This is a genomic window from Moryella indoligenes, from assembly GCF_030812885.1.
GTDB lineage: Bacteria > Bacillota > Clostridia > Lachnospirales > Lachnospiraceae > Moryella > Moryella indoligenes.
In genome coordinates, this window is the sequence record NZ_JAUSTO010000010.1 from 52,629 (window position 1) to 78,619 (window position 25,991).

The 25,991-nt window shown below is 55.6% G+C and carries 21 protein-coding genes and 1 tRNA gene; 14 read left to right on the forward strand and 8 right to left on the reverse strand.

What is annotated here, in order from left to right; all coding sequences use genetic code 11:
• The 3 genes from J2S20_RS08485 to J2S20_RS08495 all read right to left on the reverse strand — a co-directional run bounded on the left by J2S20_RS08485 (position 1) and on the right by J2S20_RS08495 (position 4,618).
• Positions 1-1,431, reverse strand: coding sequence for a GH25 family lysozyme (locus tag J2S20_RS08485; protein WP_307254993.1), 1,431 nt, complete (start codon positions 1,429-1,431; stop codon positions 1-3).
• 183 nt (positions 1,432-1,614) lie between these two features.
• Positions 1,615-2,640: a PspC-like choline-binding domain-containing protein gene (locus J2S20_RS08490; RefSeq protein ID WP_106611349.1), complete on the reverse strand. Its 1,026-nt coding sequence runs from the start codon at positions 2,638-2,640 to the stop codon at positions 1,615-1,617.
• Between the two features lie 160 nt (positions 2,641-2,800).
• Positions 2,801-4,618, reverse strand: coding sequence for a phosphotransferase (locus J2S20_RS08495; protein ID WP_106611350.1), 1,818 nt, complete (start codon positions 4,616-4,618; stop codon positions 2,801-2,803).
• 392 nt (positions 4,619-5,010) lie between these two features.
• On the opposite strand from J2S20_RS08495, the gene J2S20_RS08500 reads away from it, so the two are divergent.
• Positions 5,011-6,621, forward strand: a complete 1,611-nt coding sequence (locus tag J2S20_RS08500) for a PspC-like choline-binding domain-containing protein (protein WP_106611351.1) — start codon at positions 5,011-5,013, stop codon at positions 6,619-6,621.
• 121 nt (positions 6,622-6,742) lie between these two features.
• Here the strand turns inward: J2S20_RS08500 and J2S20_RS08505 are convergent, their stop codons facing one another.
• From J2S20_RS08505 to J2S20_RS08520, 4 genes are all read right to left on the reverse strand, one after another.
• Complete coding sequence (locus tag J2S20_RS08505; protein ID WP_106611352.1) at positions 6,743-7,066, reverse strand: MGMT family protein; 324 nt, start codon at positions 7,064-7,066, stop codon at positions 6,743-6,745.
• 75 nt (positions 7,067-7,141) lie between these two features.
• The gene (locus tag J2S20_RS08510) at positions 7,142-8,449 is read right to left on the reverse strand and encodes an RNA-binding domain-containing protein (RefSeq protein WP_416389004.1); all 1,308 of its coding nucleotides are present in this window, start codon (positions 8,447-8,449) and stop codon (positions 7,142-7,144) included.
• Positions 8,450-8,977: 528 nt separating this feature from the next.
• Positions 8,978-9,050, reverse strand: a tRNA-Val gene (locus tag J2S20_RS08515).
• Positions 9,051-9,116: 66 nt separating this feature from the next.
• Positions 9,117-10,328, reverse strand: coding sequence for an A/G-specific adenine glycosylase (locus J2S20_RS08520; RefSeq protein WP_106611353.1), 1,212 nt, complete (start codon positions 10,326-10,328; stop codon positions 9,117-9,119).
• 260 nt (positions 10,329-10,588) lie between these two features.
• On the opposite strand from J2S20_RS08520, the gene fba reads away from it, so the two are divergent.
• The 10 genes from fba (at position 10,589) to cobJ (ending at position 20,664) form a co-directional block, all read left to right on the forward strand.
• A complete protein-coding gene (fba, locus tag J2S20_RS08525) occupies positions 10,589-11,527 on the forward strand; it encodes a class II fructose-1,6-bisphosphate aldolase (protein WP_106611354.1) in 939 nt (312 codons plus the stop codon).
• Positions 11,528-11,569: 42 nt separating this feature from the next.
• Entirely contained in the window at positions 11,570-12,595 is a 1,026-nt protein-coding gene (locus J2S20_RS08530; protein ID WP_106611355.1) for a branched-chain amino acid aminotransferase, read from the forward strand.
• A 24-nt stretch (positions 12,596-12,619) separates the two neighbouring features.
• Positions 12,620-13,357: a DNA-deoxyinosine glycosylase gene (locus J2S20_RS08535; RefSeq protein WP_242934030.1), complete on the forward strand. Its 738-nt coding sequence runs from the start codon at positions 12,620-12,622 to the stop codon at positions 13,355-13,357.
• Positions 13,358-13,368: 11 nt separating this feature from the next.
• The gene (locus J2S20_RS08540; protein ID WP_307255001.1) at positions 13,369-14,898 is read left to right on the forward strand and encodes a cobyric acid synthase; all 1,530 of its coding nucleotides are present in this window, start codon (positions 13,369-13,371) and stop codon (positions 14,896-14,898) included.
• Positions 14,876-16,171: a nicotinate-nucleotide--dimethylbenzimidazole phosphoribosyltransferase gene (locus J2S20_RS08545; protein ID WP_307255003.1), complete on the forward strand. Its 1,296-nt coding sequence runs from the start codon at positions 14,876-14,878 to the stop codon at positions 16,169-16,171. The genes J2S20_RS08540 and J2S20_RS08545 overlap by 23 nt, the downstream gene beginning before the upstream one ends.
• Positions 16,171-17,175, forward strand: coding sequence for an adenosylcobinamide-phosphate synthase CbiB (cbiB, locus tag J2S20_RS08550; protein WP_307255005.1), 1,005 nt, complete (start codon positions 16,171-16,173; stop codon positions 17,173-17,175). The genes J2S20_RS08545 and cbiB overlap by 1 nt, the downstream gene beginning before the upstream one ends.
• Before the next feature lie 38 nt (positions 17,176-17,213).
• Positions 17,214-18,287, forward strand: coding sequence for a pyridoxal phosphate-dependent aminotransferase (locus J2S20_RS08555; protein ID WP_307255007.1), 1,074 nt, complete (start codon positions 17,214-17,216; stop codon positions 18,285-18,287).
• Positions 18,288-18,393: 106 nt separating this feature from the next.
• The gene (locus tag J2S20_RS08560; protein ID WP_307255008.1) at positions 18,394-19,050 is read left to right on the forward strand and encodes a precorrin-8X methylmutase; all 657 of its coding nucleotides are present in this window, start codon (positions 18,394-18,396) and stop codon (positions 19,048-19,050) included.
• Positions 19,050-19,838: a precorrin-4 C(11)-methyltransferase gene (gene cobM, locus J2S20_RS08565; protein WP_307255010.1), complete on the forward strand. Its 789-nt coding sequence runs from the start codon at positions 19,050-19,052 to the stop codon at positions 19,836-19,838. The genes J2S20_RS08560 and cobM overlap by 1 nt, the downstream gene beginning before the upstream one ends.
• 85 nt (positions 19,839-19,923) lie before the next feature.
• On the forward strand, positions 19,924-20,664 hold the full coding sequence (gene cobJ, locus J2S20_RS08570; protein WP_307255012.1) for a precorrin-3B C(17)-methyltransferase: 741 nt from the start codon (positions 19,924-19,926) through the stop codon (positions 20,662-20,664).
• A gap of 1 nt (position 20,665) precedes the next feature.
• Here the strand turns inward: cobJ and J2S20_RS08575 are convergent, their stop codons facing one another.
• On the reverse strand, positions 20,666-21,409 hold the full coding sequence (locus tag J2S20_RS08575; protein ID WP_106611723.1) for an NYN domain-containing protein: 744 nt from the start codon (positions 21,407-21,409) through the stop codon (positions 20,666-20,668).
• A gap of 271 nt (positions 21,410-21,680) precedes the next feature.
• Between J2S20_RS08575 and J2S20_RS08580 the strand changes: the two genes are divergently transcribed.
• The 3 genes from J2S20_RS08580 to rho all read left to right on the forward strand — a co-directional run bounded on the left by J2S20_RS08580 (position 21,681) and on the right by rho (position 25,894).
• Positions 21,681-22,682 (forward strand): transglutaminase domain-containing protein, encoded by a 1,002-nt coding sequence (locus J2S20_RS08580; protein ID WP_307255014.1) that lies wholly within the window; start codon positions 21,681-21,683, stop codon positions 22,680-22,682.
• A gap of 230 nt (positions 22,683-22,912) precedes the next feature.
• On the forward strand, positions 22,913-24,232 hold the full coding sequence (locus tag J2S20_RS08585; RefSeq protein ID WP_307255016.1) for a replication-associated recombination protein A: 1,320 nt from the start codon (positions 22,913-22,915) through the stop codon (positions 24,230-24,232).
• Between the two features lie 3 nt (positions 24,233-24,235).
• A complete protein-coding gene (rho, locus tag J2S20_RS08590) occupies positions 24,236-25,894 on the forward strand; it encodes a transcription termination factor Rho (protein ID WP_330692798.1) in 1,659 nt (552 codons plus the stop codon).
• Positions 25,895-25,991: the final 97 nt, after the last annotated feature.

The window sequence follows — 25,991 nt, forward strand, 5'->3', positions numbered from 1 at the left end:
TCATACTCCCGCCGGAGTCACTCGGCCCTGACTGCCTGCTCCGGAAGTGTCACCTTCCAGTGTGGGCTTTGCTTCTACATGGGTGATTTCCTCAGAGCTGTCAGAGGAAGCTTTGCTGCCGGTGCCTGTGGTAGAACTTTTATCCGCACCTGTTGCGGCGCTATCGGCGGAAATTCCCCCGGTTTGAGCTGATCCGGGCGCTGCGCCGGCATTACCCGCATCCGTACCCTCCGCTGCGGTCTCCTCATGATATTCGCTCATGGCGCCGCCTCCGTCGATCCACCAGGTCTTTCCGTTATATTCGACCTTCGTGTCGTGGTACATGCTTCCATCCGCGCCGAGGTAGTAGAGCGTTTCGTTGACATTGACCACGCCGGTCTGCATCACGCCGTCACTGCCCATATAGTACCAGAGCCCGGCATCGCTCACCCAGCCGGTCTGCATGTTGCCGTCAGTAGCAAAGTAGTACCATTTTCCATTGATCTGTTTCCAGCCGAGCCGCATGATGCCGGTGCCGGGATCGAAGTAGCATTTCTTCCCGGAAAGCTCCTTCCACCCTCCGGTGTAGATCGTCCCGTCCGGGTTCATAAAGTAGGAATTGCTGCCGTCGAAGATCAGCGTGTCCTTCTGCATGCGGTAGTCCTGGTAGTAGTACCAGCGGTTGTCGAATTTTTTCCAGCTGTTTGCGGGGATTACAGAGGAGAAATCCTTGAACTGGAGGTCTATATCGACTCCTCCGCTGATTCCCTCTATGTTTCCTGACTCGGTGCCCTGCCACATGACAGGATTCTTGTATTTTGCAGGGCGCTCATAGGCGGCAACCCAGACAGGATACTGAGAGAGGGCGTCCATGTCCAGCTTGTTTGTGATCCAGTAGTCGTTGGCGTAAAGAATGGGATAATATCCCGCATCGCTGATTTTTCTGCAGAAGGCGTGGACGATCGCGGATATCTCGTCCTTTGGCAGAGATCCGAGGGTGTCTGCATTTTCCGCATCAAAGGCGATGGGATAGGAGATGGGATGGTCCCGGACGATGTTCAGAACGAAATCCGCTTCCTGCTCCGCCATCTCCACGGTGGTCGCGTAGGAGTAGATATATGCGCCGATCCTGACGCCGGCAGCTGCGGCGTCCCGCGCGTTCTGCTGAAACAGCGGATCCTCCTTGCCCTGATAGCGGGTGCCGAGCATGACAAAATCGACGTCGTTTTGCGCGGCGGTCTGCCAGTCGATCTCGCCCTGCCAGTGAGAGACATCGACACCCCGGTGCAGGACGCCGCTGATGCTGCTTCCCTCTTCAAAGAGGCGGTAGCTGCCGTCGGAGATGCGCGTCAGCTTGTCTGCGGCATAGCTGCTTCCGGGGAAGGAGAGCAGCAGCGCCGCGGCAAGCGCGGAGGATAGAAGGCGCTTGGGTAAATGCGTTTGGGTTTTCATATAAGACCTCAATAGAATTACAGCGCCAGAAATACTGCGCCCCCGCAGATCTTATCTGCGCGCGGGTGAAGGTATCTGTGGCACATATATCATTTCATTTGTGTCGGTTTGATATTGTCAGACTCGATGCGGGGGCGTGACGGTGAGACAGTGAAACGAAGGCTGAAGTGCGCCCTTCGTGTGTTACTGCCACCCTGCCGGGGCGACAGTGCCGGAGGAGCTGCCTCCGGAATTGCCGGAGCCTGCGCCGGGGCCGCTGGTCTGATCGCTGGCCTGTCCCCGCCCGCGGCTCTGATTGGAGCCCGGAGCGGCGGTGGAGGTGGATCCGGAGGAGCTGCTGCCGGATTTGCTGCCTGAGGAGGCAATATTCACCTCCTTTGCGGCGATACTGCCGCCACCGGTATAGGCGCCGTTTGCGTCAAAGCTGTAATTGTTGCCGTCTATGGTCAGAGTGGTTCCGGAGACCATTTTGCCGTCGCTGCCCAGATAGTAGTAGCCGCCGTTTGAGTGTACCCATCCTGTGAGCATATGTCCGTTTTCATCGAAGCACATCCAGACATCGTTGATTTTGGCCCAGCCGTATGTCATCCGGCCGTCAGCGGGATTCATATAGTAGCGGCTTGTGCCGTCGGAGAGCCATCCGGTCTTCATCTTTCCGTCGGAGCCAAAGTAGAAGTAGGTGTTGTCAATCTTCTGCCACCCGGTCTTCATCTTTCCATCCGTACCGAGCCAGTACCAGTCGTCGCCGATTTTCATCCACTTGAAGGCGCAGCGCCCGTCTGCCTTGAAGTAGTACCAGCTGTCGTTCATGTTGCGCCAGCCGACTGCGAGCTCACCGGTACCGCGCATGAAAAAGTAATTGTTTCCGACCTTCAGCCAGTTCTCCTGCACCAGCGTGCCATCCTCGAGGCAGTAGTACCACTTCCCCTCGTCCTTGATCCAGCCGGTCTGCATCACACCGTCCGCGCTGAAATAATACCACTTGGAATCGATCTTTTTGAACCCCTTGGTCATGGAGCCGTCGGAGAGATCCATATAGTAGTAGCCGTCCTTCGTTTGAATCCATCCCTTGTGACGGCTTCCGTCCGTATCGTAGTACACCCAGCCTCCGTTTTCAGAGACCCATCCGGTAGCTGCATATGCAGTGACTGCGGGGGCAGCTGCGAGTGCCAGGACCAGCGCAGTGGTGACAAGCCCTTTTCTTCTCATGAAACAACCCTCCTTAATGAATATGATCTTCAAAATATAGTATTAGTATAGCACTGCCGCAGGAAAGGAAACAGTGTCTGCTTTCCTAATTATTTGTTACATTTTGTGTTGGTAGAGATTGTAGCTGTGGTTCTTGCGGATGTTCTGTGGTGTTTATTTTTTATGAGCGGATGCTGCCCCTTGCCGACATTACCCGTGTCCTGTGCTCCTGCACCCGTCTGTGGTAGTCCTTTGCATAGCGGTACATGATGAGCGTGTAGTCGCCAAAGGTCTTGCCGAGATTTTCCTTGTATATGGCCCATAGTGTCCAGAGAAAACCGCCGAGCGCCATATAGCTCCAGATGATGGAGCGTTCTGTGTCATCTGGCTCACGCTCAAAGTAGAAGCGCATCAGCTGTTCTGTCTGTTCATTATTATAATAGGAATAGATCGCGCACATGGCGACATCGATCAGCGGATCGGCCATTCCGGCATATTCCCAGTCGATGAGCCGCAGCCCTTCCCCTGTGAAGATGAAATTTGCGGCGACGCTGTCTATGTGCGAGAGCGCCTCGGGTCGATGGAGTGAGCCAAGGTACCGGAGCAGCTCTTCCATGCGCCCTTTCACCTCCGGGTAATCCTCAAAGGGGATGCCGCCGCTCTCCCGGCACAGCCGCTCGTAAAATGCGATCCGCTCGCGCAGATCGAAGCGGTGCGAAACCTTTGTGCCCGAGTGGTGCAGCTGCTTAAGAAGCTGCATGCAGCGCTGCATATCCTCGGCGCTCTCCGGATCTGCGTTTCTGGAGCCGTCATAGAACACAGAGATCTTGTAGCCATTTTCCGGGTCAAACCATATGATCTTTTCAGAGATGCCGAGACCCTCCACCGCGCGGTAGTTTTCATGCTCCTGGCGCCTGTCGATCAGGAGCTCCGTTCCGATGCCGGGGATACGGCAGATGTACTGCTGTCCCTTTACGGAGAAGAGGAAGGACTGGTTGGTCATGCCGGCCTTCAGGCGCTTTATGCCGCGGATCTCAGATTCCGGAACCCGGAAGACGCGGGAGATCAGCTCCATGGCGGCATTGTCCGAGTGATCCTGATAGTAGGGGTCGAAGCGCCGCAGCTCCTCCAGATTTTCAAATTCGTAGACCTGGTCGTCGGGCTGGCGGTTGATGCTCATCTCAGGGGAGACTGTGCGGCCGTGCTGTCCGTGCAGCAGGTCGATGTAGACATTTTCCCAGTAGTACTGCTCCTTGCCCGGTGTGGCATAGGCCTCCGTGAGCGCGGGAAGCAGCGCCTCCGAGAATGTGCGGGAGAGATACACAGGCCCATACATTACATAGCTGTCCTGACCGCCGATCTGCACATCGGTGATGACCCCGCGCTTGTTGGCTGTGAGTGTCCACTCGGAGGTCTCACCGTCGGCATAGACTGCGGAGTACCAGGCGCCCGGCTCATAGCGATGATACATATTCTCGCGCATCCAGTTGTCGGAGGAGAGCAGATACATGTTCCGCCCGCGGAACAGCTCCCGCGCGTGGTATACGGAGGAGATGTTGTTCTTCTCCGCAAAGTCCGGGTTATAGAGGAGCTTCACGCCGAATTGATCAATGAGATAGTCAAATTTCTCCTTGAGATATCCTACGACGAGGGTGATGTCGGAAATACCCGCCTCGTGCAGCTGGCGGATCTGCCGCTCCAGCATGCGCTCTCCGTGTACCCGGAGCAGTCCCTTTGGGAGCTCATAGCTCAGCGGAACAAAGCGGGAGCCGAAGCCCGCAGCGAGTATCACTGCGCCGTCCACCCGGAAGGGCTCCAGAAAATGAACGCCGCTCTCTGTGATTTCACGGTTTCCGGGGGAGAGGAGTCCGCGCTCCGTGGCGTCGGCAATCAGAGTGTTGACGCGCCCCAGAGAGATGTGCATCCGCTCTGCGAGTGCGCGCTGTGTGAGCTGCGGCTGCTCTGTGAGCTCCCGCAGAAGAAAAGCTGTGTAGTCCATAAGCTACCTCGCATGTTCAAATAAAAAGAAAGGCAATAGAATATGAACATTATAGCACACAGAGCTCATATAAGAAAAGGGTGTATCTGTACTGATCTTACGTTTACTCTGGGTGTGGGCGGGGCGCGTATGCGGCAGACGCAGGATTGTATTTATATAAATACATAAAGGGCAAAAAAATACATAGCTGTAATATTTACGTAAGAAAATAGCCGGAGAAAAGCTATAGAATTCACTCCGGGAATCGTCTATACTAGGATCTGTAATCAGAGAAAGGCACCACTGTAAGGGATTTGTAAGTTGCAATTCCTAATAAACAGCGGTACAATCTCAGGGAACGCAATTAGGGATTTCAAAGGTTTCCAAAAAACGAAAAGGAGAGTGCATTTATTATGAGAAAGCAGACTAAGATTGCAGCAGTCGTTTCTGCAGCAGCGCTTCTTGCAATCGGTGCATCCATGACCTCTTTCGCAGCTACCGGCTGGATGGAAGAGGATGGAACATGGGTGTATTACAACAAGCAGGGCGAGAAGGTTACTGAGACTTGGGAGAAGTCCGGCGACAACTGGTTCTATCTTGACGATATGGGTCAGATGGTTACCGACGCTCTGATCGAGGATGATGACAACTACTACTATGTTGACGCAAACGGCGCTATGGTTCGTAACCAGTGGGTCGCGATCGACAACGAGGATGCTGGTGAGGAGAACGAGCCGGATGTCTGGTGGTACTACTTCCAGGCGAACGGCAAGGCTTACAAGAACACCCACACCGGCGGAAAGATCTTCAAGAAGAGCATCAACGGCAAGACCTATGCCTTCAACGATGAGGGTAAGATGCAGTATGGTTGGGTCGACAAGGAAGACGGCACGACCAACTACGATGACAACGCTTACGCCGAGTGCGAGTACTACTTCGGCGATGAGAACGACGGCGCCATGACCACCGGTTGGAGAGAGATCGCTCTGACCGATGTCACAGATGCTGATACCGATCAGCCCGGCGATTCCTTCTGGGATGAGGATCAGGTTCGCTGGTTCTACTTCAAGTCTTCCGGCAAGAAGCAGACCAAGAAGACCGGCAAGACTATCAACGGTAGGAAGTATGGCTTTGATGAGGAAGGCCGTATGATCGCTGACTGGTACACCAAGGCTTCTACGAGTGTTGCTACCGATACCAATGCTGCTAAGAGAAAGCATGCAAAAGAGTTCATGTACTTCTCCTCACCGGAGGACGGCGCTCGCTACACCAAGGGCTGGTTCAAGGTAGTTCCGGGTTACTATCTGAATACTTCAGATTATGACGACGGCGAGGAAAACTGGTACTATGCGGACGGCAACGGCAAGATTTACGCCGGTGAAATCAAGTCCATCAAGGGCAAGAAGTATGCGTTCGATATGGATGGCTCCATGATCTCCGGCCTTGCAGTTCTGAAGGTTGAGAATGGCAACGAGATCGCTGAGTATATTGATGATGAACTCTATGACACAGAGGATGAGTTTGATGAGTATGTGAGCAGCATGAGCGCAGACTATGCAGTTTACTTCTTCTCTGATGACGAGGATCACGACGGCGCTATGAAGACCGGCAACCAGAAGGTCAAGATCGATGGCGATACCTTCACCTTCAAGTTCAAGAAGGCCGGAAGCGACAAGGGCATCGGAATCAAGGGAGAAGATGACGACAAGTACTATCTGTCCGGTAAGCTTCTCACCGCTGACGGCGACAACAAGATTGAAATTATCAATATTAAGGAAGGTTCTGCGGACTATCTTAAGAAGGTTGCTGTATCTGACTTCGTGAAGAGCAACGGCATCAAGAAAGCGGCGCCCAAGACCAGCAAGGCGAAGGATGGCGACACCTACTACGAGATCAACAATGCTAAGGACTTTGCAGTTGTCAATACAGCTGGTACTGTTATAAAGAGCGGTACCAAGAAGGACGGCGACGGCTTCAAGGTAGTGGTCAAGAACAAGAAGATTGAGTATATCTATGTAGACTAATTCTACCAACCGGTAATTACAGTATTATTTCGAAATGAAATACTAATTGCGGCAGATGGGAGACCGAAAGGTCTCCCATTTGTGTAATGAAGAAGCTGCGGCCTTAAGGCTGCAGCTTCGGTTATTCTCCGTTCCAGCGATAGTGCTTCATGTCAATGGTTCCATTGGATAGAAACTGTATGCCCTCTCCGGAGAGGAGCATACGGCGCAGGTCTGCATAGCCGCCGCCGGCAATTGAGCCATCGTCTCGCACAACACGCTGCCAGGGAAGCTCATCAGGGCAGTGGCGCATGGCCCAGCCGACCTGTCTTGCCGCCCGCGGTGCGCCCAGCATACGCGCGATCTGACCGTAGGAGACGACCTTACCCTCCGGGATGCGTGCTACAATCTCGTATACGCGGGAGAAAAAACCGTTGTTTTCGGAAGTTGAATGATGTTTCTGCATGGTTGATCTGCCTCCGTGGTAGATCCAGCAGAGCGTTGAGTGTCTCCTCAACACTGTTTCTGACCAGATCCTTAATCAAGACCTTATCTTTAATCTATATTTGAGATTTCTGCCGCTACCAACTTTTACAATCAGTCCGTTATCCAACATTTCACGTAGAAGAATACTGGATGTAGACTGAGATACACCCAGCAGATCATCTACATCTTTTCTTACAATGCTATCCTTTTTTCCAAACAATGAGAGAACCATTTTCATGCGCTCATTTTTAATTCCTACTTCGTGCATTTCTTGATGATAATTTAAGTTAGGCAAGGTAATCTTAAATGCATTGTTGCTCACTTCAATAATAGGCTTTACCGCTTGATCCGCATAGCATTCATTAATTTTCATAATGCCGGTGCCATAAGCTTCAATTAACTTAAGACGATAAAAAACATTTGCTAATTTTTTGTTACGCAAAGCAGATACGCCCAGCATTATATCATCATAAGAAATCCCACGGACCAATCCACCAATGGTTACGAATTCTATGCGTCCATCAAAAATACTAATAAGGATGGAACCGCTCACGGAATAATCTCGATGCACAAGTGCATTTAAAAGAGCTTCACGTAGTGCTTCGGCAGGATAATCTCGCTTGTCAATTCGATCTAATCCTTTAAATTCTGCACGAGTGTGATTGTATTGGTCGATATAGGTGTACGCCTCCTCAAGCTGTTCCAGCAAAGAACCTGTCAGTTCCTTGCGATCCTTAAAAACACTTTTCTTACTTCCCTCAAAGACGGCCATTCTGATGGTATGCGTGCACTGATCAGACAGCAACATTCCAAGATTTGTGTAAGTGCCATCTTCACCGATTATATTCAGTGTGCGCTTCTGAGCATCGCCAAACTCCACCTTTTTCTTTGCAAAATATTCTTTCGCTTTTTCAAATGTCAGCTGCTGATTAATGGAACGTGCATCTTCATAGCAATCTCCGCTGGTTTCTCGAATCATATTCAAAATGGCTGTTTCAGAAGCTGGAACTGAAGAAGCACCTTGACGTACATATACGCCCTCCGGGCGAATACCTTTCGAATGCAAATAGTAAGGACGAGCTGTGCCACGTTGCACAGTTAAAACAATAACATCTTTATGTTCCATTTTCTCAACAGAGTAATCAGTGAACATAGTCACATCTGGACGCACAATATCTCGAATCATGTTAGTTAGGCGAAGCATAATATCATCTACATTATCAACACCGTATATTGTTCCGTCATCATTGATGCCGATATAAAGCTTCCCACCATTTGTATTTGCAAATGCAATAACAGCGTACTTAATGTCGTCCATATATTCACGCTTGAACTCCACATTCTTTCCTTCTATCAAGAAGATTACCTCCTTTAGCCGTTACTATTATTTTAATCATTTCTAATTATATCTAATTATCATGTAATTATCAAGTGATTAGATGAGCTAATTTGATTTCTTTCAATTATGCAAAAATCTGCCCAGTGGATTAAGAATCATCAAAAAGTTAAACAACCTCTCGAAAGGGAATAATTTCACGCACAATTTTATAATTTCTGTGTGTGAAATTTTTTATTCTGGATTTTGACACTCGATGTTTACCGAAAATATATAAAAGCGTGATTGTAATCACGATATTATCAATTAGCGAAGGCTTTATAGAGATACAAGCAGAAAAGGGCTTCGCTATGACCTTGCTGTTCTGACGCCCGACCATTACGCTCCCCTGCTGGTTGCATTGGGAGCGGCGGAAGGCTGTAAGAAGCTTATTCTTTCATTCTTTAGGCGAGTGCATACGAGCTTCTATCATGCTGTCGCCTTTGGCAATCAAGCATACATAAAGAAAACCACGTATCCGCGCCATTTGCGACGCATTTACGTGGTTTTTATACATGGAGATAACAGGGTTCGAACCTGTGACCTTCCGCACGTCAAGCGGATGCTCTCCCAGTTGAGCTATATCTCCGATTTCTCTGACGGAGGTAATTATACTTGAGCTTCAGAAAAATAGCAAGCAGAAAAGCAGAAATATTCATTTTTCCTTCAGCGCGTACCAGTTGATCCATGTGCGAAAGGCAGAGGGAACTGCAAAGTGCTGAAGATCTGCTTTTCTGATGAGGATATACCCCGCTTCATCTGTTTTGGAGGCCGTATCAGTGCCTGCGGCCGGTTTGTCCTCAGGATCTGATGAAATACGCTGTGCCGTGCCGTAGGGGGAGGGATTATAGGCACTGGTGTCCGCGCGGGGGCTGCTGTTTCGGATGTCCGCGTCCGAAAACTCCGCTACCTGTATCTCCCATGCACTCATGTGCCACTCGATATGGGTGAATATGTGCTTTCCCTCCGGAAGAGCCTGGATGTGTACGGGAGAGAAGCCGAGCGCTCTGACAGCTGTCAGGGCTTCTGTTTCTGTCAGGACTCCGGAGATCCCGGGGAACTCGTACAGTCCGGCGAGGAGGCCCTGCGGGGGGCGCTTCTGAAGCAGAAAGCGCTCACCGTCCCGGATGATGAGCAGGGTTCGCGGCTCAATCCGGCGGGGCTTTTTCGGAGAGCGAAAGGGAATACTCTCTGTTTTTTCCTCTGCATATGCGCGGCAGGAGCTGCGGAGAGGACAGAGGGGACACAGCGGTGCGCCATTGGGGACGCAGACTACAGCGCCGAGTTCCATGAGAGCCTGATTAAAATCCGAGACGGAGAAGTCGGCGGAGCTTTGATCGGCTTCCAGAATCAGGGCTTCTATTTCTGATGAGAAGCTGTTTCTTGTCTGCACAGCAGCGATATCATCTGTGCGGGCGTTGAGGCGCGCCCAGACGCGCAGCACATTTCCATCTACCGCGGGCACAGGAAGCCCATAGGCGATGGAGGCGATGGCGCCTGCCGTGTACGGACCGATGCCGGGCAGGGCGCGCAGCGCGTGGTAGTCACGGGGGAGCTGCCCCTCGTGCTTTTCGAGCAGCACAGCGGCACATTTTTTTAAGTTGCGGGCGCGGCTGTAGTAGCCAAGCCCCTCCCAGAGCTTCATCAGAGTATCGTCCGGGCAGGAAGCGATGGATGCGGCTGTCGGCAGAGCGCTGCGGAAGCGGGTGAAGTAAGCCTTCACCGCCTCGACTCGGGTTTGCTGAAGCATGATCTCGGAGATCCAGACATCCTCCGGATTGCCGGTATCCCTCCATGGAAGCTGACGCTTGTTTTCTCTGTACCAGCATAACAGAGCGGCTGTGTCGTTTGGGTTTAAGTGGGACATGACTGCTCCTTAAGTTAGATCAATAAAAAATGCTTACAGTGCCAAGGTACGAAACAGCTGTAATTGATTTTGCCAGATATATCATAGAATATACCTGCAGTAAGCATAGTAGCATATTTTCTCTCCGGCGACAGAAATTTCTGCCGCCGGAGAGAGCTTTTGCAGTGCTTGAATTCCACCCGCGCTTGCATTAAAATAAAGGCAGTATCAAGAAAAATAACAGGACAGAAGACAAGCTTTATCAAAACGGAGGTAAAGACATGGCACTGGTGACATCCACAGAACTTTTCAGAAAGGCCTATGAGGGCGGTTACGCGATCGGCGCATTCAATGTCAATAACATGGAGATTGTGCAGGGCATCACGGAGGCCGCTGCGGAGCTCAGATCCCCGGTGATCCTTCAGGCATCCGCCGGAGCGAGAAAATATGCAAACTCAATCTATCTGGTCAAGCTGGTTGAGGCGGCGGTTGAGCTGCACCCGGAGATTCCGATGGTTCTGCATCTGGATCACGGCGCAGATTTTGCAACATGTAAGGACTGTATTGACGGCGGCTTCACCTCTGTTATGATTGACTATTCCGGTCACTCCTTTGAGGAGAATATTGCGGAGACGAAGAAGGTCGTTGAGTATGCGCATGCGCACGGCGTTGTGGTAGAGGCAGAGCTCGGCACGCTTGCGGGCGTCGAGGACGATGTTGTCGTCGCGGAAGGAGCTTCCTCCTACACGCAGCCGGATCAGGTCGAGGAATTTGTGAGCCGCACGGGATGTGATTCTCTTGCAATTGCCATCGGAACCAGCCATGGTGCGTATAAGTTCAAGCCGGGCACGAATCCGAAGCTGCGCCTTGATATACTCGAGGAGGTGAAGCGCAGACTTCCGGGCTTCCCCATTGTTCTTCACGGCGCTTCCTCCGTGCCGCAGGAGTATGTGAAGATCATCAATGCAAACGGCGGCGCTCTGAAGGATGCTATCGGCGTTCCGGAGGATCAGCTTCGTGCAGCTGCACGCTCTGCGGTCTGCAAGATCAACATTGACTCTGATCTGCGCCTCGGTATGACTGCCGGTATTCGTCAGCACTATACAGAGCATCCGGATCACTTCGATCCCCGTCAGTACATCGGCGACGGACGCAGCAATGTAAAGGCGATTGTGTCCCATAAGATCCTCGAGGTTCTCGGCTCTGACGGAAAGATCTGAGGACGGAATGAAATAAATCTCATTCGAAAGAGGATTTTTGTCATGGAAAAGAAGAATCTTGACTGGAGCAATCTGGGCTTCAACTATCAGGTCACGGATCAGCGCTATGTGTCGAACTGGAAGGACGGAAGCTGGGATGAAGGCAGACTTATTTCAGATCCGATCATTCCCGTCAGTGAGTGCGCCGGGATCATGCAGTACTGTCAGGAGATTTTTGAGGGGCTGAAGGCCTATACCTGGGAGGATGGAAGCATCGTGACCTTCCGCCCGGATATGAATGCGGAGCGCATGATAGATTCCGCGGAGCGCATGGAGATGCCGGCCTTTCCGAAGGAACGCTTTCTGGAGGCGGTTGATGCTGTCGTGAAGGCCAATGCTGCGTGGGTTCCGCCCTATGGAAGCGGAGCGTCACTCTATCTGCGTCCGTATATGTTTGCCAGCGGGCCGGTGATCGGCGTGAAGCCATCGGATGAGTATCAGTTCCGGCTCTTCTGTACGCCGGTCGGCCCTTATTTCAAGGGAGGCGCAAAGCCCATAACGATCTGTGTCAGCGATTATGATCGCGCGGCTCCGAATGGCACGGGACATATCAAGGCGGGACTGAACTATGCCATGAGTCTGCATGCGCATGTCACTGCGCACGCGGCCGGCTATGATGAGAATATGTATCTGGATGCGGCGACCAGAACCTATGTTGAGGAGACCGGAGGCGCAAACTTCCTCTTCGTAACAAAGGATGGAACCTTGGTCAGTCCGAAGTCCCCGTCCATTCTGCCTTCTATCACGAGAAGATCTATCATGTATCTCGCAGAGCATATGCTCAATATGAAGGTGGAGCACCGCCCGGTGAAATTCGCAGAGCTCAAGGAGTTTGCGGAGGCGGGGCTCTGCGGAACTGCGGCAGTGATCAGCCCTGTGGGAAGAGTGGTTGCAAAGGATGAGATCATCAGCTTCCCCTCCGGGATGGAGCAGATGGGAGCAGTGCTTCAGAAGATCTATGACACCATCACGGGAATACAGTCCGGCCGCATCGAGGGGCCGGAGGGCTGGATTCGTAAGATTTGCTGAGTTTGGTTTAAAGGAATACAGAAAATGAAGAAATCAAGTCAGGCGGGCGCAGCTATTACGCCCGCCGCTTCTTTAAGAGACACGAGCCATGCCGGCAGAGGCGCGCATGCGTCCGCTGATATGGCGACGCCTGATCAGGCGGGCAAAAGCGCTGTTTGCCCGGCCATTGTCAGGGACACAGGCCATCCCGTCTCTGCATCACCCCGGAAAAGCACGGCACTTCCGGAGGAAAAGTCAGAGTCACAGCGGCAGAGCCACGAATTTGGACCGGTTTATGACAAAAACAGCCGCATTCTGATACTGGGAAGCTTTCCTTCTGTGAAGTCGCGCGAGCAGGCTTTTTATTATGGGCATCCGCAGAATCGCTTCTGGAAGGTGTTGGCGGCGCTGTATCGGGAGACGCCTCCGCAGAGCATGGCAGAGAAGCGGGAATTTGCGCTGCGGCACGGGATTGCGCTCTGGGATGTGATAGAGAGCTGCGAGATACGCGGCTCCAGTGACGCGAGCATCCGAAATGTGGTTCCGGTAGAAATTGAGAGAATCACAGACTTCAGCCCCGTTGAAGGTATTTTTGTCAACGGGAGCACGGCAAAGAAGTACTATGACCGCTATCTGAAGAAGCGCTGCGGGAGAGAGGCTGTGCTGCTGCCATCCACAAGCCCCGCAAATGCGGCATGGAGTCTTCTGAAACTCACGGAGGTCTGGGGAGAGAAGCTTCTGCACCGAAGCAGCAGAGAGGGAAGCACTCCGGAGGTATCGTGAGAGGGAGCAGTATGGCAAAGTGCATTATGATACAGGGAACCATGTCCGGCGCGGGCAAGAGTCTTCTGACCGCCGGGCTGTGCCGCGTGTTCCGGCAGGACGGATACCGCGTGCTGCCCTTCAAGTCTCAGAATATGGCGCTGAATTCCTACATCACCCCGGAGGGGCTTGAGATGGGGCGTGCGCAGGTGATGCAGGCGGAGGCGGCCGGCGTACAGCCCTCTGTCGATATGAACCCTGTGCTCTTAAAGCCGACCGGGGACACCGGCTCGCAGCTCATTGTGCAGGGCGAGGTACGCGGAAATATGTCTGCGCGAGAGTATTTTGGGTATAAGAGGGAGCTGATTCCCGAGATCCTTGCGGCTTATCACCGCCTTCAAGCGCGCGCGGACATCATTGTGATCGAGGGGGCCGGAAGCCCTGCGGAGATCAATCTCCGGGAAAATGACATCGTGAATATGGGGCTTGCAGAGCTGGTGGATGCCCCCGTGCTGCTGGTCGGCGATATAGACCGGGGAGGTGTGTTCGCGCAGCTCTATGGGACGGTGGCTCTGCTGAAGCAGCAGGAGCGCGACAGAATACGCGGACTCATCATCAATAAATTCCGGGGAGACCGGAGTATCCTGGAGCCGGGCATACGCATGATCGAGGAGCGGAGCCAAAAGCCGGTGGTGGGAGTCGTTCCCTGGAAGCCGCTGCGCCTGGAGGATGAGGACAGTCTGACGGAGCGCTTTTCCCTGCGGCGCGCTGGGCAGCTGGATCTCGCGGTGATTCGCTTTCCGCGCATCTCAAACTTCACGGATTTCGACGTGTTTGAGCGCTTTCCCGGCGTGTCGCTGCGCTACATCGCGAGTCCGCGGGAGCTCGGGGAGCCGGATCTTATTTTTCTTCCGGGCTCGAAAAACACCATCGGAGATCTCAGATGGCTGCGGGAATCTGGCCTGGAGACGCTGGTGCAGAAGGCTGCGCGGCGCGGAACAGTGATCTTCGGCATCTGCGGCGGTTACCAGATGCTCGGCCGGGAGGTGCGGGACCCGGAGGGCGTGGAGAGCGGCGGCAGTATACGCGGGATAGGGCTTCTGCCCATAGAGACGGTATTGACAAAGCAGAAGCTGCGCGCGCAGGTGGCGGGGCGCTTCGGGGAGCCGGGGGGCGCACTGCGTCAGCTTGGCGGAATGGCGTTTTGCGGCTATGAGATTCATATGGGGATCACGCGTGTTTTGGGCGAGATGGAGCATGACCCGCATCTCATCCTGCTTCACACCGCCGCCGGGGATGCAAGGCCGGATGGTCTGAGTGTGGGAAATGTCTACGGCAGCTATGTGCACGGGCTCTTTGACGAGGGGGCAATCGCGGAGACGATACTGCGGACGCTGGCGGCGCAGAAGGGGATAGATTTTACTGCGCCGGAGTTTGCGGATTATCGTGCATTTAAGGAGAGTCAGTATGCGCTGCTCGCGGACACGGTCCGGGAGTCGCTCAATATGAAGGAGCTGTATCGCTTCATGCAGGAGGCCTATGACGCGGGAAGAACTGTTTGAGCTTCGGCTGCCGGAGCAAAGGGTAGAGGCAGGGCGCAGAACGAAGGAGCGCTGGAATGCACTTGCGAAGCCGTTGGACGGGCTGGGACGCTTTGAGGAGATCTTTGTGCGCATCGGGGAGATACGCGGGACGGAGGAGATCGCGCTCACGCCGCGCTCGCTTCTTGTCTTCTGTGCGGACAATGGGATCGTTGCAGAGGGTGTGAGCCAGAGCGGGCAGGAAGTCACGGCGGTTGTCGCGGCCTCACTCGGAGACGGAAGCTCCAATGTGTGCCGCATGGCAGAGCGCTGCGCCGTACAGGTGATTCCGGTGGATATCGGTATAGCCGGAGGAAAGGTTCAACTAAAAGACGCTGCGCCCGATGAAATATTGCCTGGGCACAGCGCGGAGCTTCGCATCGCGGGAGTGAGAAGCTGTTCTGTGCGGCGGGGAACGCGGGATTTCCTGAGGGAGGCAGCGCTCACGGAGACAGAGCTTCTTCGGGCGATAGCCATGGGGCGGGAGCTTGCGCACGAGAGGGCTGCGGCGGGAGATAAGCTGCTGGCGCTCGGTGAGATGGGCATAGGAAATACGACGAGCTCGGCGGCTGTGATTTCCGCGCTGACGGGACTGCCGGCGGAGCAGACCGCCGGGCGGGGCGCAGGTCTCTCCGATGCGGGACTGCAGCGAAAGCGCGCGCTCATAGAGGCAGCGCTCTTGCGACATGGTCTGAAGGAGCCGGTTTATGACCCCGCAGAGCGAGGCTCTGCTGCGAAGCGCATGAAAGCAGAGACGCACAGCGCGCGGCCGGAGGGGCCGGAAGTTAAGCTGTGCCGGGGGAAAGCGCCCCGCTATCGCGACACAGCGCCGGAGGCGGAGCTCCTGCAGGGAGATGCACTCCGGAGGGCACGCTTTGAACGGGGGCTCGCGGCGCTTCGCTGTGTGGGCGGTCTGGATATCGCGGGAATGGTCGGGGCAATGATCGGCGCCGCAGAGTGTCGTCTCCCGTTGGTGCTGGACGGACTGATCACGGCAGCTGCGGCACTGGCCGCGGAGCAGCTCTGCCCGGGGATATGCCGCTTTATGCTGGCCTCGCACCGCGGGCGGGAAAAGGGATTTTCCGAGGTCTGCCGCATACTCTCGCTCCATCCGGTGATTGATGCGGACATGGCCCTCGGAGAGGGAAGCGGCGCGGTGATGCTCTTTCCGCTGCTGGATCTCGCGGGGGCAATCTATTCCAGCGGACGGAGCTTTGAGAGTATTCAGCTTTCGCCATACAGGAGGCTGTGCTGATGGAAATGCTTTTGCCTGAGACAGCGCTACTGTGGCTGCTGCGCCTGCACACGCCGCTCGCCATTCTGCTGGGCTTTCTCACCGATCTCGTGCTGGGAGATCCGGAGAGCTGGTATCATCCCGTGCGGGCCATCGGTGCGCTGATCGCTGCACTGGAGCGAAGGCTCTATCCGGAGGGCGGCGCGGACAGGGAGAGATACTGCGCCGGTCTTGTGACAGCGCTGTTCGTGCCGTGTTTCAGCGGCGGACTGTGCTTTCTTCTGCTGCACTTTACCTATCGCCTCTCCTTTCCTCTGGGTTTTTTTCTGGAAACAGTGATGTGCTGGCAGCTGCTCGCAGTAAAAAGTCTTAAGGATGCGTCGCATAAGGTGTACAGTGCACTGCGCACAGAGGGACTGCCTGCGGCGCGGCATCAGGTCGCGAGGATCGTCGGAAGAGATACGGAGAGCTTGGATGAGCAGGGAGTGATCCGGGCGGCAGTGGAGACAGTCGCGGAAAATACTTCCGACGGCGTGACGGCGCCGCTCCTCTGGACCGCGCTCGGCGGACCGGCGGCGGGCTGGTTTTACAAGGCGGTCAATACCATGGATTCCATGATCGGCTACACAAATGAGCGCTACCTTTTTTACGGGCGCGCAGCGGCTAAACTGGATGATGTGATGAACTACATTCCGGCGAGGGTCTCGGCCCTGCTGATGATTGCCGCTTCCGGGCTGCTGGGCCTTGACGCCGTCTCTGCCGCGCGGATATGGCGGAGAGACCGGCGAAGGCACAGGAGTCCAAACTCCGCGCAGACAGAGAGTGTCTGTGCAGGAGCACTGGGACTGCAGCTCGCGGGTGATGCGTATTATTTCGGAGAGCTCGTTAAGAAGCCGCATATCGGCGATGCGAGGCGGGAGCCGGAGGCAGAGGATATTTCCGCGGCCAATCGTCTGCTCTTTGGGACGGCGTTTCTGTCGCTGCTTGCGGCAGAGCTTGTATGCCTTGGAGTTCGGCTTCTGTGAGTGTGCAGCGGTGAAGGAGATAGGAGGGAAGAGACAGGATGGAAGAGTGTTTTACTGAGAGTGCGCTGCGTCACGGCGGAGACATCTATCGAAACCGTGTACAGCTGGACTTCTCTGTCAACATTAACCCGCTGGGGATGCCGGGCAGCGCAGCTGCGGCGTTTTGCGGGAGTGTTCGGAAGCTCTCTGCCTACCCGGACTATGAGCAGGAGGCGCTGCGGAGACTGCTCGCAGCGCGCTGTGAATTCCCGGAGGAGTGCATTGCCTGCGGAAACGGCGCGTCAGAGCTCCTCCAGGCGGCTCTGCTCGCTCTGCATCCACACTCGGTGCTGCTTCCGGTTCCCTCCTTTTCCGGCTATCGGCATGCTCTCAGGGGGCTCTCGCTGCTGCGGGAGGACGGCATCCGGATACGGGAGTTTCCGCTCGCGGAGAGCCGGGGATTTGCGCTGGACGCCTCGATACTGGAGACGCCGCCTGCGGAGCTCACCATCCTCTGCGCGCCGAATAATCCGGTGGGAAATATCATAGATCTCAATTTGCTTCGGGCGCTTCTGGATCGCTGCCGCAGGGAGTGCGCGCATCTTCTGTTGGATATCTGCTTTCTTTTACTCTGTGCAGACGGCGAAGTGCTTTCGCGGCGGATTCTGGAGCTTGCGCGTGCATATCCGGAGCTGATACTGGTGAACGCTCTCACAAAGAGCCACGCGCTGCCGGGGCTTCGGGTGGGTTGGGCGCTCTGCGCGGACAGCAGCATCATCCGTGCGCTGCGTCTCATGCAGCCGGAGTGGAGCCTGTCTGTCCCGGGTATGGAGACAGCGCGCGCGGCGCTCACCGGGGATCAGGAGTATCTGCGGCGCGCGCGGGAGCTCATCCGAAAGGAGCGCGCCTATCTTGTGCGGGGGCTTACGCGCCTCGGCTTTCACTGCTTTCCGGGGGAGGCCAATTTCATTTTGTTCCATGCGGAGCGGGAGTTACAGGAGGCGCTCTTGCAGCGCGCGGTGCTGATAAGGCGCTGCGAGGATTATGTGGGACTTGATGCACATTACTACCGCATTGCGGTGCGGCGGAGAAGTGAGAACCGGGAGCTGCTCCGCATACTGGCGGAGCTGTAGCTTCGTCCGGATGAAGCGTGAGCGCAGCTTCGGAATAAAGACCGTGAGCTGCAGACAGAGTGACTGTGGGCAGAATGCCGGCGGGAGGAACAGAAGGAGAGAATATATGGAGCAAACAGAGAGAGCCGGAGCGCTGCGTCCCATGGAGATTGAGCGGAGGAGCTTTGAGATCATCGATGCGGAGCTTAAGAAAATGGGCAGGGAGATTCCGGCAGAGCTGCGTCCGGTGCTGTACCGCGTGATCCACACGACGGCAGATTTTGAGTATGCGGATACGCTTTATGTCTCGGAGGGAGCCATTCGGCAGGCGCTGGATGCGCTGCGTCCCGGAGCGCTGATTGTGACGGACACCAATATGGCGCTGTCCGGTCTGCACAAGAGCGCAGTGCGAAAGCTCGGCATGGAGTGCATCTGTTTTATGGCAGATCCAGGGGTGGCAGAGGAGGCAAAGCGACGGGGCTGTACGCGGGCACTGGTCAGCATGGAGAGAGCGGCTGCGGAGCAGAGACAGGTGATACTTGCGGTGGGAAATGCGCCGACTGCGCTGCTGCGCATCACGGAGCTGTCACGGGAGGGCTTTCGCCCGGCGCTGGTTGTCGGTGTACCTGTGGGCTTTGTCAATGTGGTGCAGTCAAAGGAGGCACTCATTGCGACGGGGCTCCCCTGTATTGTAAATCGCGGAAGAAAGGGCGGCAGCAATGTGGCGGCGGCAATCGTGAATGCCCTGATGTATATGAAGGATGAGACGAGAGGAGAGGGCTGATGGTTCATTTTGTGGGAGCGGGCTCCGGTGCGGCAGATCTGATTACGCTTCGCGGTGCGCGGCTGCTCGGCGAGGCGGATGTGGTGATCTACGCGGGTTCGCTGGTGAACCCTGCGCTGCTCTCTGCGTGCAGGGAGGGGGCGCGGATTTACGACAGCGCATATCTCACGCTTCCGGAGGTGACGGCGCTCATGCTGGAGGCAGAGCAGAGAGGAGAGACAACCGTGCGGCTGCACACGGGAGATCCGAGTCTCTTTGGCGCGATACGGGAGCAGATGGATGTGCTGGACAGAGAGGGGATTTCCTATGATGTGACGCCGGGCGTCAGCTCCTTCACCGCGGCGGCAGCAGCACTGAAGCTGGAATTTACCCTGCCTGAGTGTTCGCAGACTCTGATTATAAGCCGCATGGCGGGGCGCACACCGGTGCCGGAGCGGGAGTCGATTGAGGCGCTCGCGTCTCACGGCGCAGGGATGGCGATTTTCCTGAGCGCGGGGATGGCGGGAAAGCTCTCGGAGGCGCTGATGCGGGGCGGCTACAGCAAGGACACCCCGGCAGCGATCGTATACAAGGCGAGCTGGCCGGAGGAGAAGTGCTTTATCTGTACGGTCGGAACGCTTCCGGAGACAGCGGAGCGAAACGGCATCTCAAAGACAGGAATGATACTGGTCGGGGAGTTTGTGACACATCGGCGCTATGCGCGCTCCAAGCTGTATGATCCGGACTTTACGACGGAGTATCGCGAGGGCAATGCTGACAGGGGGCATTGCGGCGACGGCTCGAATTGAGACGGGCTGCTCTGCGGCGTGGAATCCAGAGCTGACAGCTGCTGTTCGAACAGAAGATAAGTGTCGGAAATGAAGAGGGAGAGTTATGTGCAAAATAAAAGAGGTCGCTGTGGTCGGCATGGGACCGGGAGCAGAGGAGGGAATCACCGTTGAAGCGCTGAATACCCTGGAGCAGGCCGAAGTGATCGTGGGTTATCCGGTCTACCTTGCGCTGCTGCCGGAGCGCTTTCGGGAAAAGGAGCAGCTGTCCACGCCGATGCGCGCGGAGGAGGAGCGCTGCCGCATGGCTTTTCAGGAGGCACAGAAGGGCAGGCGCACGGTGATGCTGTGCAGCGGGGACGCCGGCGTCTACGGCATGGCCTCGCTCATGCTGGAGCTTCGGCCGGAATACCCGGACTGCTCTGTCCGGGTGATTGCCGGCGTGACGGCGGCGCTCAGCGGGGCCGCACGGCTCGGCGCGCCGCTGGGCACGGACTTCAGTGTGATCAGTTTAAGCGATCTGCTCACTCCATGGGAGAAGATCGAGACGCGCCTCCGGGCGGCTGCAGAGTCGGATATGAATATTGCGCTCTACAACCCCTCCAGCCGGAAGCGCGCGGATTATTTGAAGCGAGCCTGTGATATCCTGCTGGAATATCTTCCCGGGGAGCGCTGCTGCGGTTATGTGAAGCGCATCGGCCGGGACGGAGAGGAGCGGCGGCTCCTCACGCTCTCTGAGCTCCGGGAGGCAGAGACCGATATGTTTACGACTGTTTTTATCGGAAGCTCTGCGACGGAGCGGAGCGGAGAGTTTCTTCTGACGCGTCGCGGCTACAGAAGAGGATAGCTCACTGCTTCAGGCGGAAGTAGACGTTCAGCGACTGCCTGCGGCTCTCGAAGAGCTGGAGAGAGGCGATGAACTGCACAAATTTCTTGTACTGGAAGTTTCGGACGTCGAAGTCCGGGAACTGCTTGCTCAGGAGATTTCCGAGAAGGCTTGAGGAGATCCAGCCGTCGTCGTCGGAATTCTCCTCGGCGATAGCGATGAGCGCCTTCCGCACGGTCTTCAGGCGCACGCCGGAGGGGGCGGATTTCTCAGCGGTGTCTGGCTTTTCATCCTTCGCGGGGCGCTGCTCCTTAAGACTTGCCTTGTACAGGATATCAATGTAGGAGAACTTGTTGCAGGCGCTGATAAAGCTCTTTGGCGTCTTCTGTTCGCCCATGCCTAGTACATACTTCTCAGATTCTCTGAGCCGCGCCGCAAGCCGCGTGAAGTCGGAGTCGGAGGAGACGATGCAGAAGCAGTCGAGCGGCCCGGTGTAGAGCAGATCCATGGCATCGATGATGAGAGCCGAGTCCGAGGCGTTTTTTCCTGAGACATTGGAGTACTGCTGTATGGGCTGTACGGAATTGTCGAGGATAATATTGCGCCAGGAGCCCATCTGCTGACTGGTCCAGTCCCCGTAGATGCGCTTGATGATGATATTTCCGAGATTGTTTGCTTCATTCAGCACGATGTCAATATACTTGCTGGCCACATTTTCCGCGTCAATCAGAACTGCAACCCGCTTTTCCCTGTTCTCTTCGCTCATAGTACCTCCTGCCCGCCTTGGCGCGGGCTTTTATTATTTTATTTACAGTGTTAAAGTTTGCTCCCACAATGTACCTGCACAGCAGCAGGGAGCAGAGTTCATGGAGCGCCCGAATTCTTATAAAAAAAGTTCGCTTAAATTCAGACGCATCGTGTATAATCAATGCATTCTGAATCAAGTGAAGTGTGACGTTATAAGTATATTCAGTATAGCACAGACAGGTAAATTTTCAGGGATATTTATTTCTGAGAGACAGCAGAGAGGTAGAGGATTGAGAAAGAAGAGAAGTAGAGGCCTCGGGCTGCGGGTGATATTGCTCTCGCTGCTCTGCGGCGCGGCGCTTGCATTTCCCGCGTATGCAGGCGTTGTGACCAGAAATCGAAGTGCCGCATTGGCAGCTGGCGGTGTGCAGGGAAGCCGGGAGGACGGAGGCGCTCTGGTTCCGTATGCCACCGCGGCGGAGGCGACGAGGAGCTACGGCTACAGCAGAGAGGATGCGGTTGCAGCGGCGGAGGCGCTGTACAGCTTTGAGACAAATCAGCTTAAGAAGGAGCTGAATATGAGCTACCTTCTGAGCAGCATCTGGTATGATCCGGAAAATCTCATGCGGGAGAGCGATGGGAGCTGTATGCTGCGGCTCTACAGCGGCCCCGTGGAGCAGTATCAGCGGGCTTATCTTGAGGCGCTGGACGGCTTAAGCTTTTTTTCTGCACCGACAGTATACTTCTATAAGGATCGGAAGGGTGAGCTGATGGTGGTGGTTCAGACGCCGGAGGTTTTCACAGAGCAGAGAGCTGCGGAGAATTACGCCCTGCTGAGGCAGTTCCTTGGAATCATAGAGGAAGTAAAAACTGCGGTCGCAGAGAAGGACGAGACGGATAAGGCAAAGTATATCTGCGATTACGTTGCGAATCATCTCCGCTATGACCGGAGCTATGAGAGGAACAGCCTCGGCGATGCGGTGCGGAGCGGCGTCACGGCCTGTGTCGGCTACAATGAGATGACGGAGCTGCTCTTTGAGCACTGCGGGATTCCCTATGTCAGCGTAGTGGCCTCGTCGAAGCAGGATGCGAATATGATGCATATCTTCGGGATGGCGAGAATCGGCAGCAGCTGGCTGCTCTTCGACACGACGAATTATGACAGGGACGACGGGCGGAAGGAGACCTACTGGATCTTTTCTGACATCTACCGCGAGGGAGCCTACTACAAAGACTTCCGCATGGTGGAGGAGCTTGGCGGAGAAGAGGAGGAGAGGTCTGCGGCGAAGTGAGTGTCTGGCAGAAGTCAAGTGCCCCGGGCGGGAGTGATCGCCCGGGGCGGCTGTGTTTTTGCCGGCATATTTTCTGTGCGGCGAAAAGACGGCATCACCCGATGCGCCTTAGCTACATCACCCGATGCGCCTTAGTTTCAGTGGCAAAGCGCCTTGAGCTGTGCTATGATAAAATCACTGTTCTGTAAATCACATGGATTTTCCAGCTTTCACACGGAGTAAAATTATATATGGATTTATTTGATTTGATGCGGGAGGACACGCTGAAACGGGAGGCGCCTCTGGCGTCGCGGCTGCGCCCCGAGACACTGGATGAGATCGTTGGGCAGCGGCATATCATCGGCAGGGACAAGCTTTTGTATCGTGCGATCAGAGCGGATCAGCTGGGCTCACTTATTTTCTACGGGCCGCCCGGAACCGGCAAGACCACGCTTGCGAGGGTGATTGCAAATACGACAAAGGCTGTTTTTCGGCAGATCAATGCGACGGCTGCGGGAAAGAAGGATATGGAGGAGGTTGTTGCGCTTGCAAAGGAGGCCTTCGGCTACGGTCGGAAGACCATCCTGTTTGTGGATGAGATACACCGTTTCAACAAGAGTCAGCAGGACTATCTTCTACCCTTTGTTGAGGACGGGACGCTCACGCTGATCGGGGCGACGACGGAGAATCCCTATTTCGAGGTGAACTCGGCGCTTCTGTCCCGCTCGCGGGTTTTTGAGCTGAAGCCGCTGGAGCCGGAGGACATACGGCTGCTCATACAGCGGGCGCTCTCGGACAGGGAGCGGGGGCTCGGAGGCTACAATGCGGAGATCACGGAGGAGGCGGCGGCCTTTCTCGCAGATGCAGCCAATGGAGACGCGCGCGCGGCGCTGAACGCGCTGGAGCTCGGCGTGCTGACGACGGATCCGGGACGGGATGGGAAGATAAGTCTTGCGCTGTCCGTGATTTCCGAGTGCATACAGAAGCGTGTGCTGCGCTATGAGAAGGATGGGGACAATCACTACGATACGATCTCGGCCTTCATAAAGAGTATGCGCGGCTCGGATCCGGACGCAGCGGTGTACTACCTCGCGCGCATGCTGTATGCGGGGGAGGATATTCGCTTTATCGCGCGGCGCATCATGATCTGTGCCTCTGAGGACGTGGGAAACGCTGACCCCATGGCCATGGTTGTGGCCGCCAGTGCGGCTGCCGCGGTGGAGCGCATCGGGATGCCGGAGAGTCAGCTGATATTGAGTCAGGCCTGTCTCTATGTGGCCTCTGCGCCGAAATCCAATGCGGCGACGGAGGCGATAGGAAAGGCGACGGAGGCTGTGAAGACGAGCTTCACGGCACCGATTCCCGCACATCTGCAGGACGCGCACTACGCAGGGCATGAGGAGCTGGGACACGGCGTCGGCTATCTCTATGCGCACAATTATCCGAATCACTATGTAAAGCAGCAGTATCTTCCGGACGGGCTGACAGAGCAGCGCTTCTATGAGCCCACGGAAAACGGGTATGAGAAAAAAATTCGGGAGAGGCTTGAATTTCTCCGCGGACAGGAGTAGGGAATGCAGGAAAATCTGAAGGAGCAACTGAGGGAAAAGCTGAAGACATTTCAGGTTGCGAGGCTTAGGGAGTTCGCGAAGGAGAAGGGGATCAAGGGCAGCAGTGCCATGCGGAAGCAGGAGCTGATCGATCGTCTCGCGGAGTGCGGGGAACAGGATCTTAAGCGGAAGGAGCAGACGCAGCGGCAGAATACAGAGCGGGTGGAGGAACAGCCGGAGTCAAAAGCAGAGCCGGAGCGGAGTGCAGAGGGACAGGAAGCACCGGCAGAGTGGAAGGTGGCTACGGGACGGGAACAGCTGGAGCCCGGGCCGCAGGCGGAGCCTGAGACGCTTCCCGGCCCGGAGCGAAAGACCAGAAGGAAACAGCTGTTAAGGAGCCCGGAGACAGCGGGCAGACAGGATACAAGAAAGCCGGGGCGCGCAGCGCCGCACAAAAAAGCGGGAAGCGCAGAGCAGCCGGATTCAAAGACCGTAAAGCCGCGCGCAGCGGACACGGCAGCCGTACAGCTTCCGGAGGAGCTGAAGGGAGCCGCGGATAAGGGGCCGCTCGCCTCGGGAATTTTGGAGGTGATGGCGGACGGCTACGGATTCATACGCTCGGCAAATTACATGCCGGGGGAGGACGATATCTATGTCTCCCCATCTCAGATTCGCCGCTTCGGCCTGAAGACAGGCGATATTGTGACGGGTGTGAAGCGCATCCGCACGGAGAAGGAAAAATTTGCGGCACTTCTCTATGTCAATGCGATCAATGGGCTGCGTCCCGCGGAGTTATCGCGGCGCAGAAACTTTGAGGATATGACACCTGTCTTTCCGGATGAGCGCATACATCTTGAGACTGAGGGAGCATCCACCGCAATGCGCATCGTAGATCTGATTTCACCGATCGGAAAGGGGCAGCGCGGGATGATCGTCTCTCCCCCGAAGGCGGGCAAGACGACGCTCCTAAAGCAGATCGCAAAGGTCGTCACGGACACGATGCCGGAGATGCACCTCATCATCCTGCTCATCGATGAGCGGCCGGAGGAGGTCACGGACATCCGGGAATATATCGAGGGGCCTCAGGTGGAGGTAATTTACTCGACCTTCGACAAGGAGCCGGAGCAGCATAAGCGTGTCTCAGAGATGGTAATAGAGCGCGCAAAGCGTCTGGTGGAGCAGGGGAAGGATGTCATGATACTGCTGGATTCCATCACCCGGCTGGCGCGCGCCTACAATCTCACGGTCATGCCGAGCGGCAGGACGCTCTCCGGTGGTCTGGATCCGGCGGCGCTCTACATGCCGAAGCGCTTCTTCGGCGCGGCGCGGAATATGCGCGAGGGCGGAAGTCTCACAATACTTGCGACAGCGCTGGTGGATACGGGGAGCCGCATGGACGACGTCGTCTATGAGGAGTTCAAGGGGACGGGGAACATGGAGCTCGTTCTGGACAGAAAGCTCTCCGAGCGCCGGGTATTCCCGGCAGTCGATATCCTGAAGAGCGGCACCAGGCGGGACGATCTGCTGCTCAGCGCGGACGAGAGGGAGATACTGGATCTCATTCACCGCATGACGAACGGGGCGCGGCCGGAGGACAGTGTGGAGCGCATTCTGAATCGCTTTGCGAATACGAGGAGCAATGCGGAGCTGATTCGAAATGCCCGACTCTCAAAGATGCTGTGAGCGGATGATTGTAAGATGAACTAGGACAATAAAAAAGAGCCGATGACGAACTCGTGGTATGATGAAGCTACCACACAACACAACACCAGGAGGTTCG

What these genes read in the sequence shown, in the direction of transcription:
- cobM (WP_307255010.1), top strand. Translation starts at nt 19,050, where the DNA reads ATGGTTCATTTTGTGGGAGCGGGCTCCGGTGCGGCAGATCTGATTACG.
- rho (WP_330692798.1), top strand. Translation starts at nt 24,236, where the DNA reads ATGCAGGAAAATCTGAAGGAGCAACTGAGGGAAAAGCTGAAGACATTT.
- cobJ (WP_307255012.1), top strand. Translation starts at nt 19,924, where the DNA reads ATGTGCAAAATAAAAGAGGTCGCTGTGGTCGGCATGGGACCGGGAGCA.
- J2S20_RS08505 (WP_106611352.1), bottom strand. Translation starts at nt 7,066, where the DNA reads ATGCAGAAACATCATTCAACTTCCGAAAACAACGGTTTTTTCTCCCGC.
- J2S20_RS08585 (WP_307255016.1), top strand. Translation starts at nt 22,913, where the DNA reads ATGGATTTATTTGATTTGATGCGGGAGGACACGCTGAAACGGGAGGCG.
- fba (WP_106611354.1), top strand. Translation starts at nt 10,589, where the DNA reads ATGGCACTGGTGACATCCACAGAACTTTTCAGAAAGGCCTATGAGGGC.
- J2S20_RS08485 (WP_307254993.1), bottom strand. Translation starts at nt 1,431, where the DNA reads ATGAAAACCCAAACGCATTTACCCAAGCGCCTTCTATCCTCCGCGCTT.
- cbiB (WP_307255005.1), top strand. Translation starts at nt 16,171, where the DNA reads ATGGAAATGCTTTTGCCTGAGACAGCGCTACTGTGGCTGCTGCGCCTG.
- J2S20_RS08545 (WP_307255003.1), top strand. Translation starts at nt 14,876, where the DNA reads ATGACGCGGGAAGAACTGTTTGAGCTTCGGCTGCCGGAGCAAAGGGTA.
- J2S20_RS08535 (WP_242934030.1), top strand. Translation starts at nt 12,620, where the DNA reads ATGAAGAAATCAAGTCAGGCGGGCGCAGCTATTACGCCCGCCGCTTCT.
- J2S20_RS08495 (WP_106611350.1), bottom strand. Translation starts at nt 4,618, where the DNA reads ATGGACTACACAGCTTTTCTTCTGCGGGAGCTCACAGAGCAGCCGCAG.
- J2S20_RS08490 (WP_106611349.1), bottom strand. Translation starts at nt 2,640, where the DNA reads ATGAGAAGAAAAGGGCTTGTCACCACTGCGCTGGTCCTGGCACTCGCA.
- J2S20_RS08555 (WP_307255007.1), top strand. Translation starts at nt 17,214, where the DNA reads ATGGAAGAGTGTTTTACTGAGAGTGCGCTGCGTCACGGCGGAGACATC.
- J2S20_RS08520 (WP_106611353.1), bottom strand. Translation starts at nt 10,328, where the DNA reads ATGTCCCACTTAAACCCAAACGACACAGCCGCTCTGTTATGCTGGTAC.
- J2S20_RS08575 (WP_106611723.1), bottom strand. Translation starts at nt 21,409, where the DNA reads ATGAGCGAAGAGAACAGGGAAAAGCGGGTTGCAGTTCTGATTGACGCG.
- J2S20_RS08560 (WP_307255008.1), top strand. Translation starts at nt 18,394, where the DNA reads ATGGAGCAAACAGAGAGAGCCGGAGCGCTGCGTCCCATGGAGATTGAG.
- J2S20_RS08500 (WP_106611351.1), top strand. Translation starts at nt 5,011, where the DNA reads ATGAGAAAGCAGACTAAGATTGCAGCAGTCGTTTCTGCAGCAGCGCTT.
- J2S20_RS08530 (WP_106611355.1), top strand. Translation starts at nt 11,570, where the DNA reads ATGGAAAAGAAGAATCTTGACTGGAGCAATCTGGGCTTCAACTATCAG.
- J2S20_RS08540 (WP_307255001.1), top strand. Translation starts at nt 13,369, where the DNA reads ATGGCAAAGTGCATTATGATACAGGGAACCATGTCCGGCGCGGGCAAG.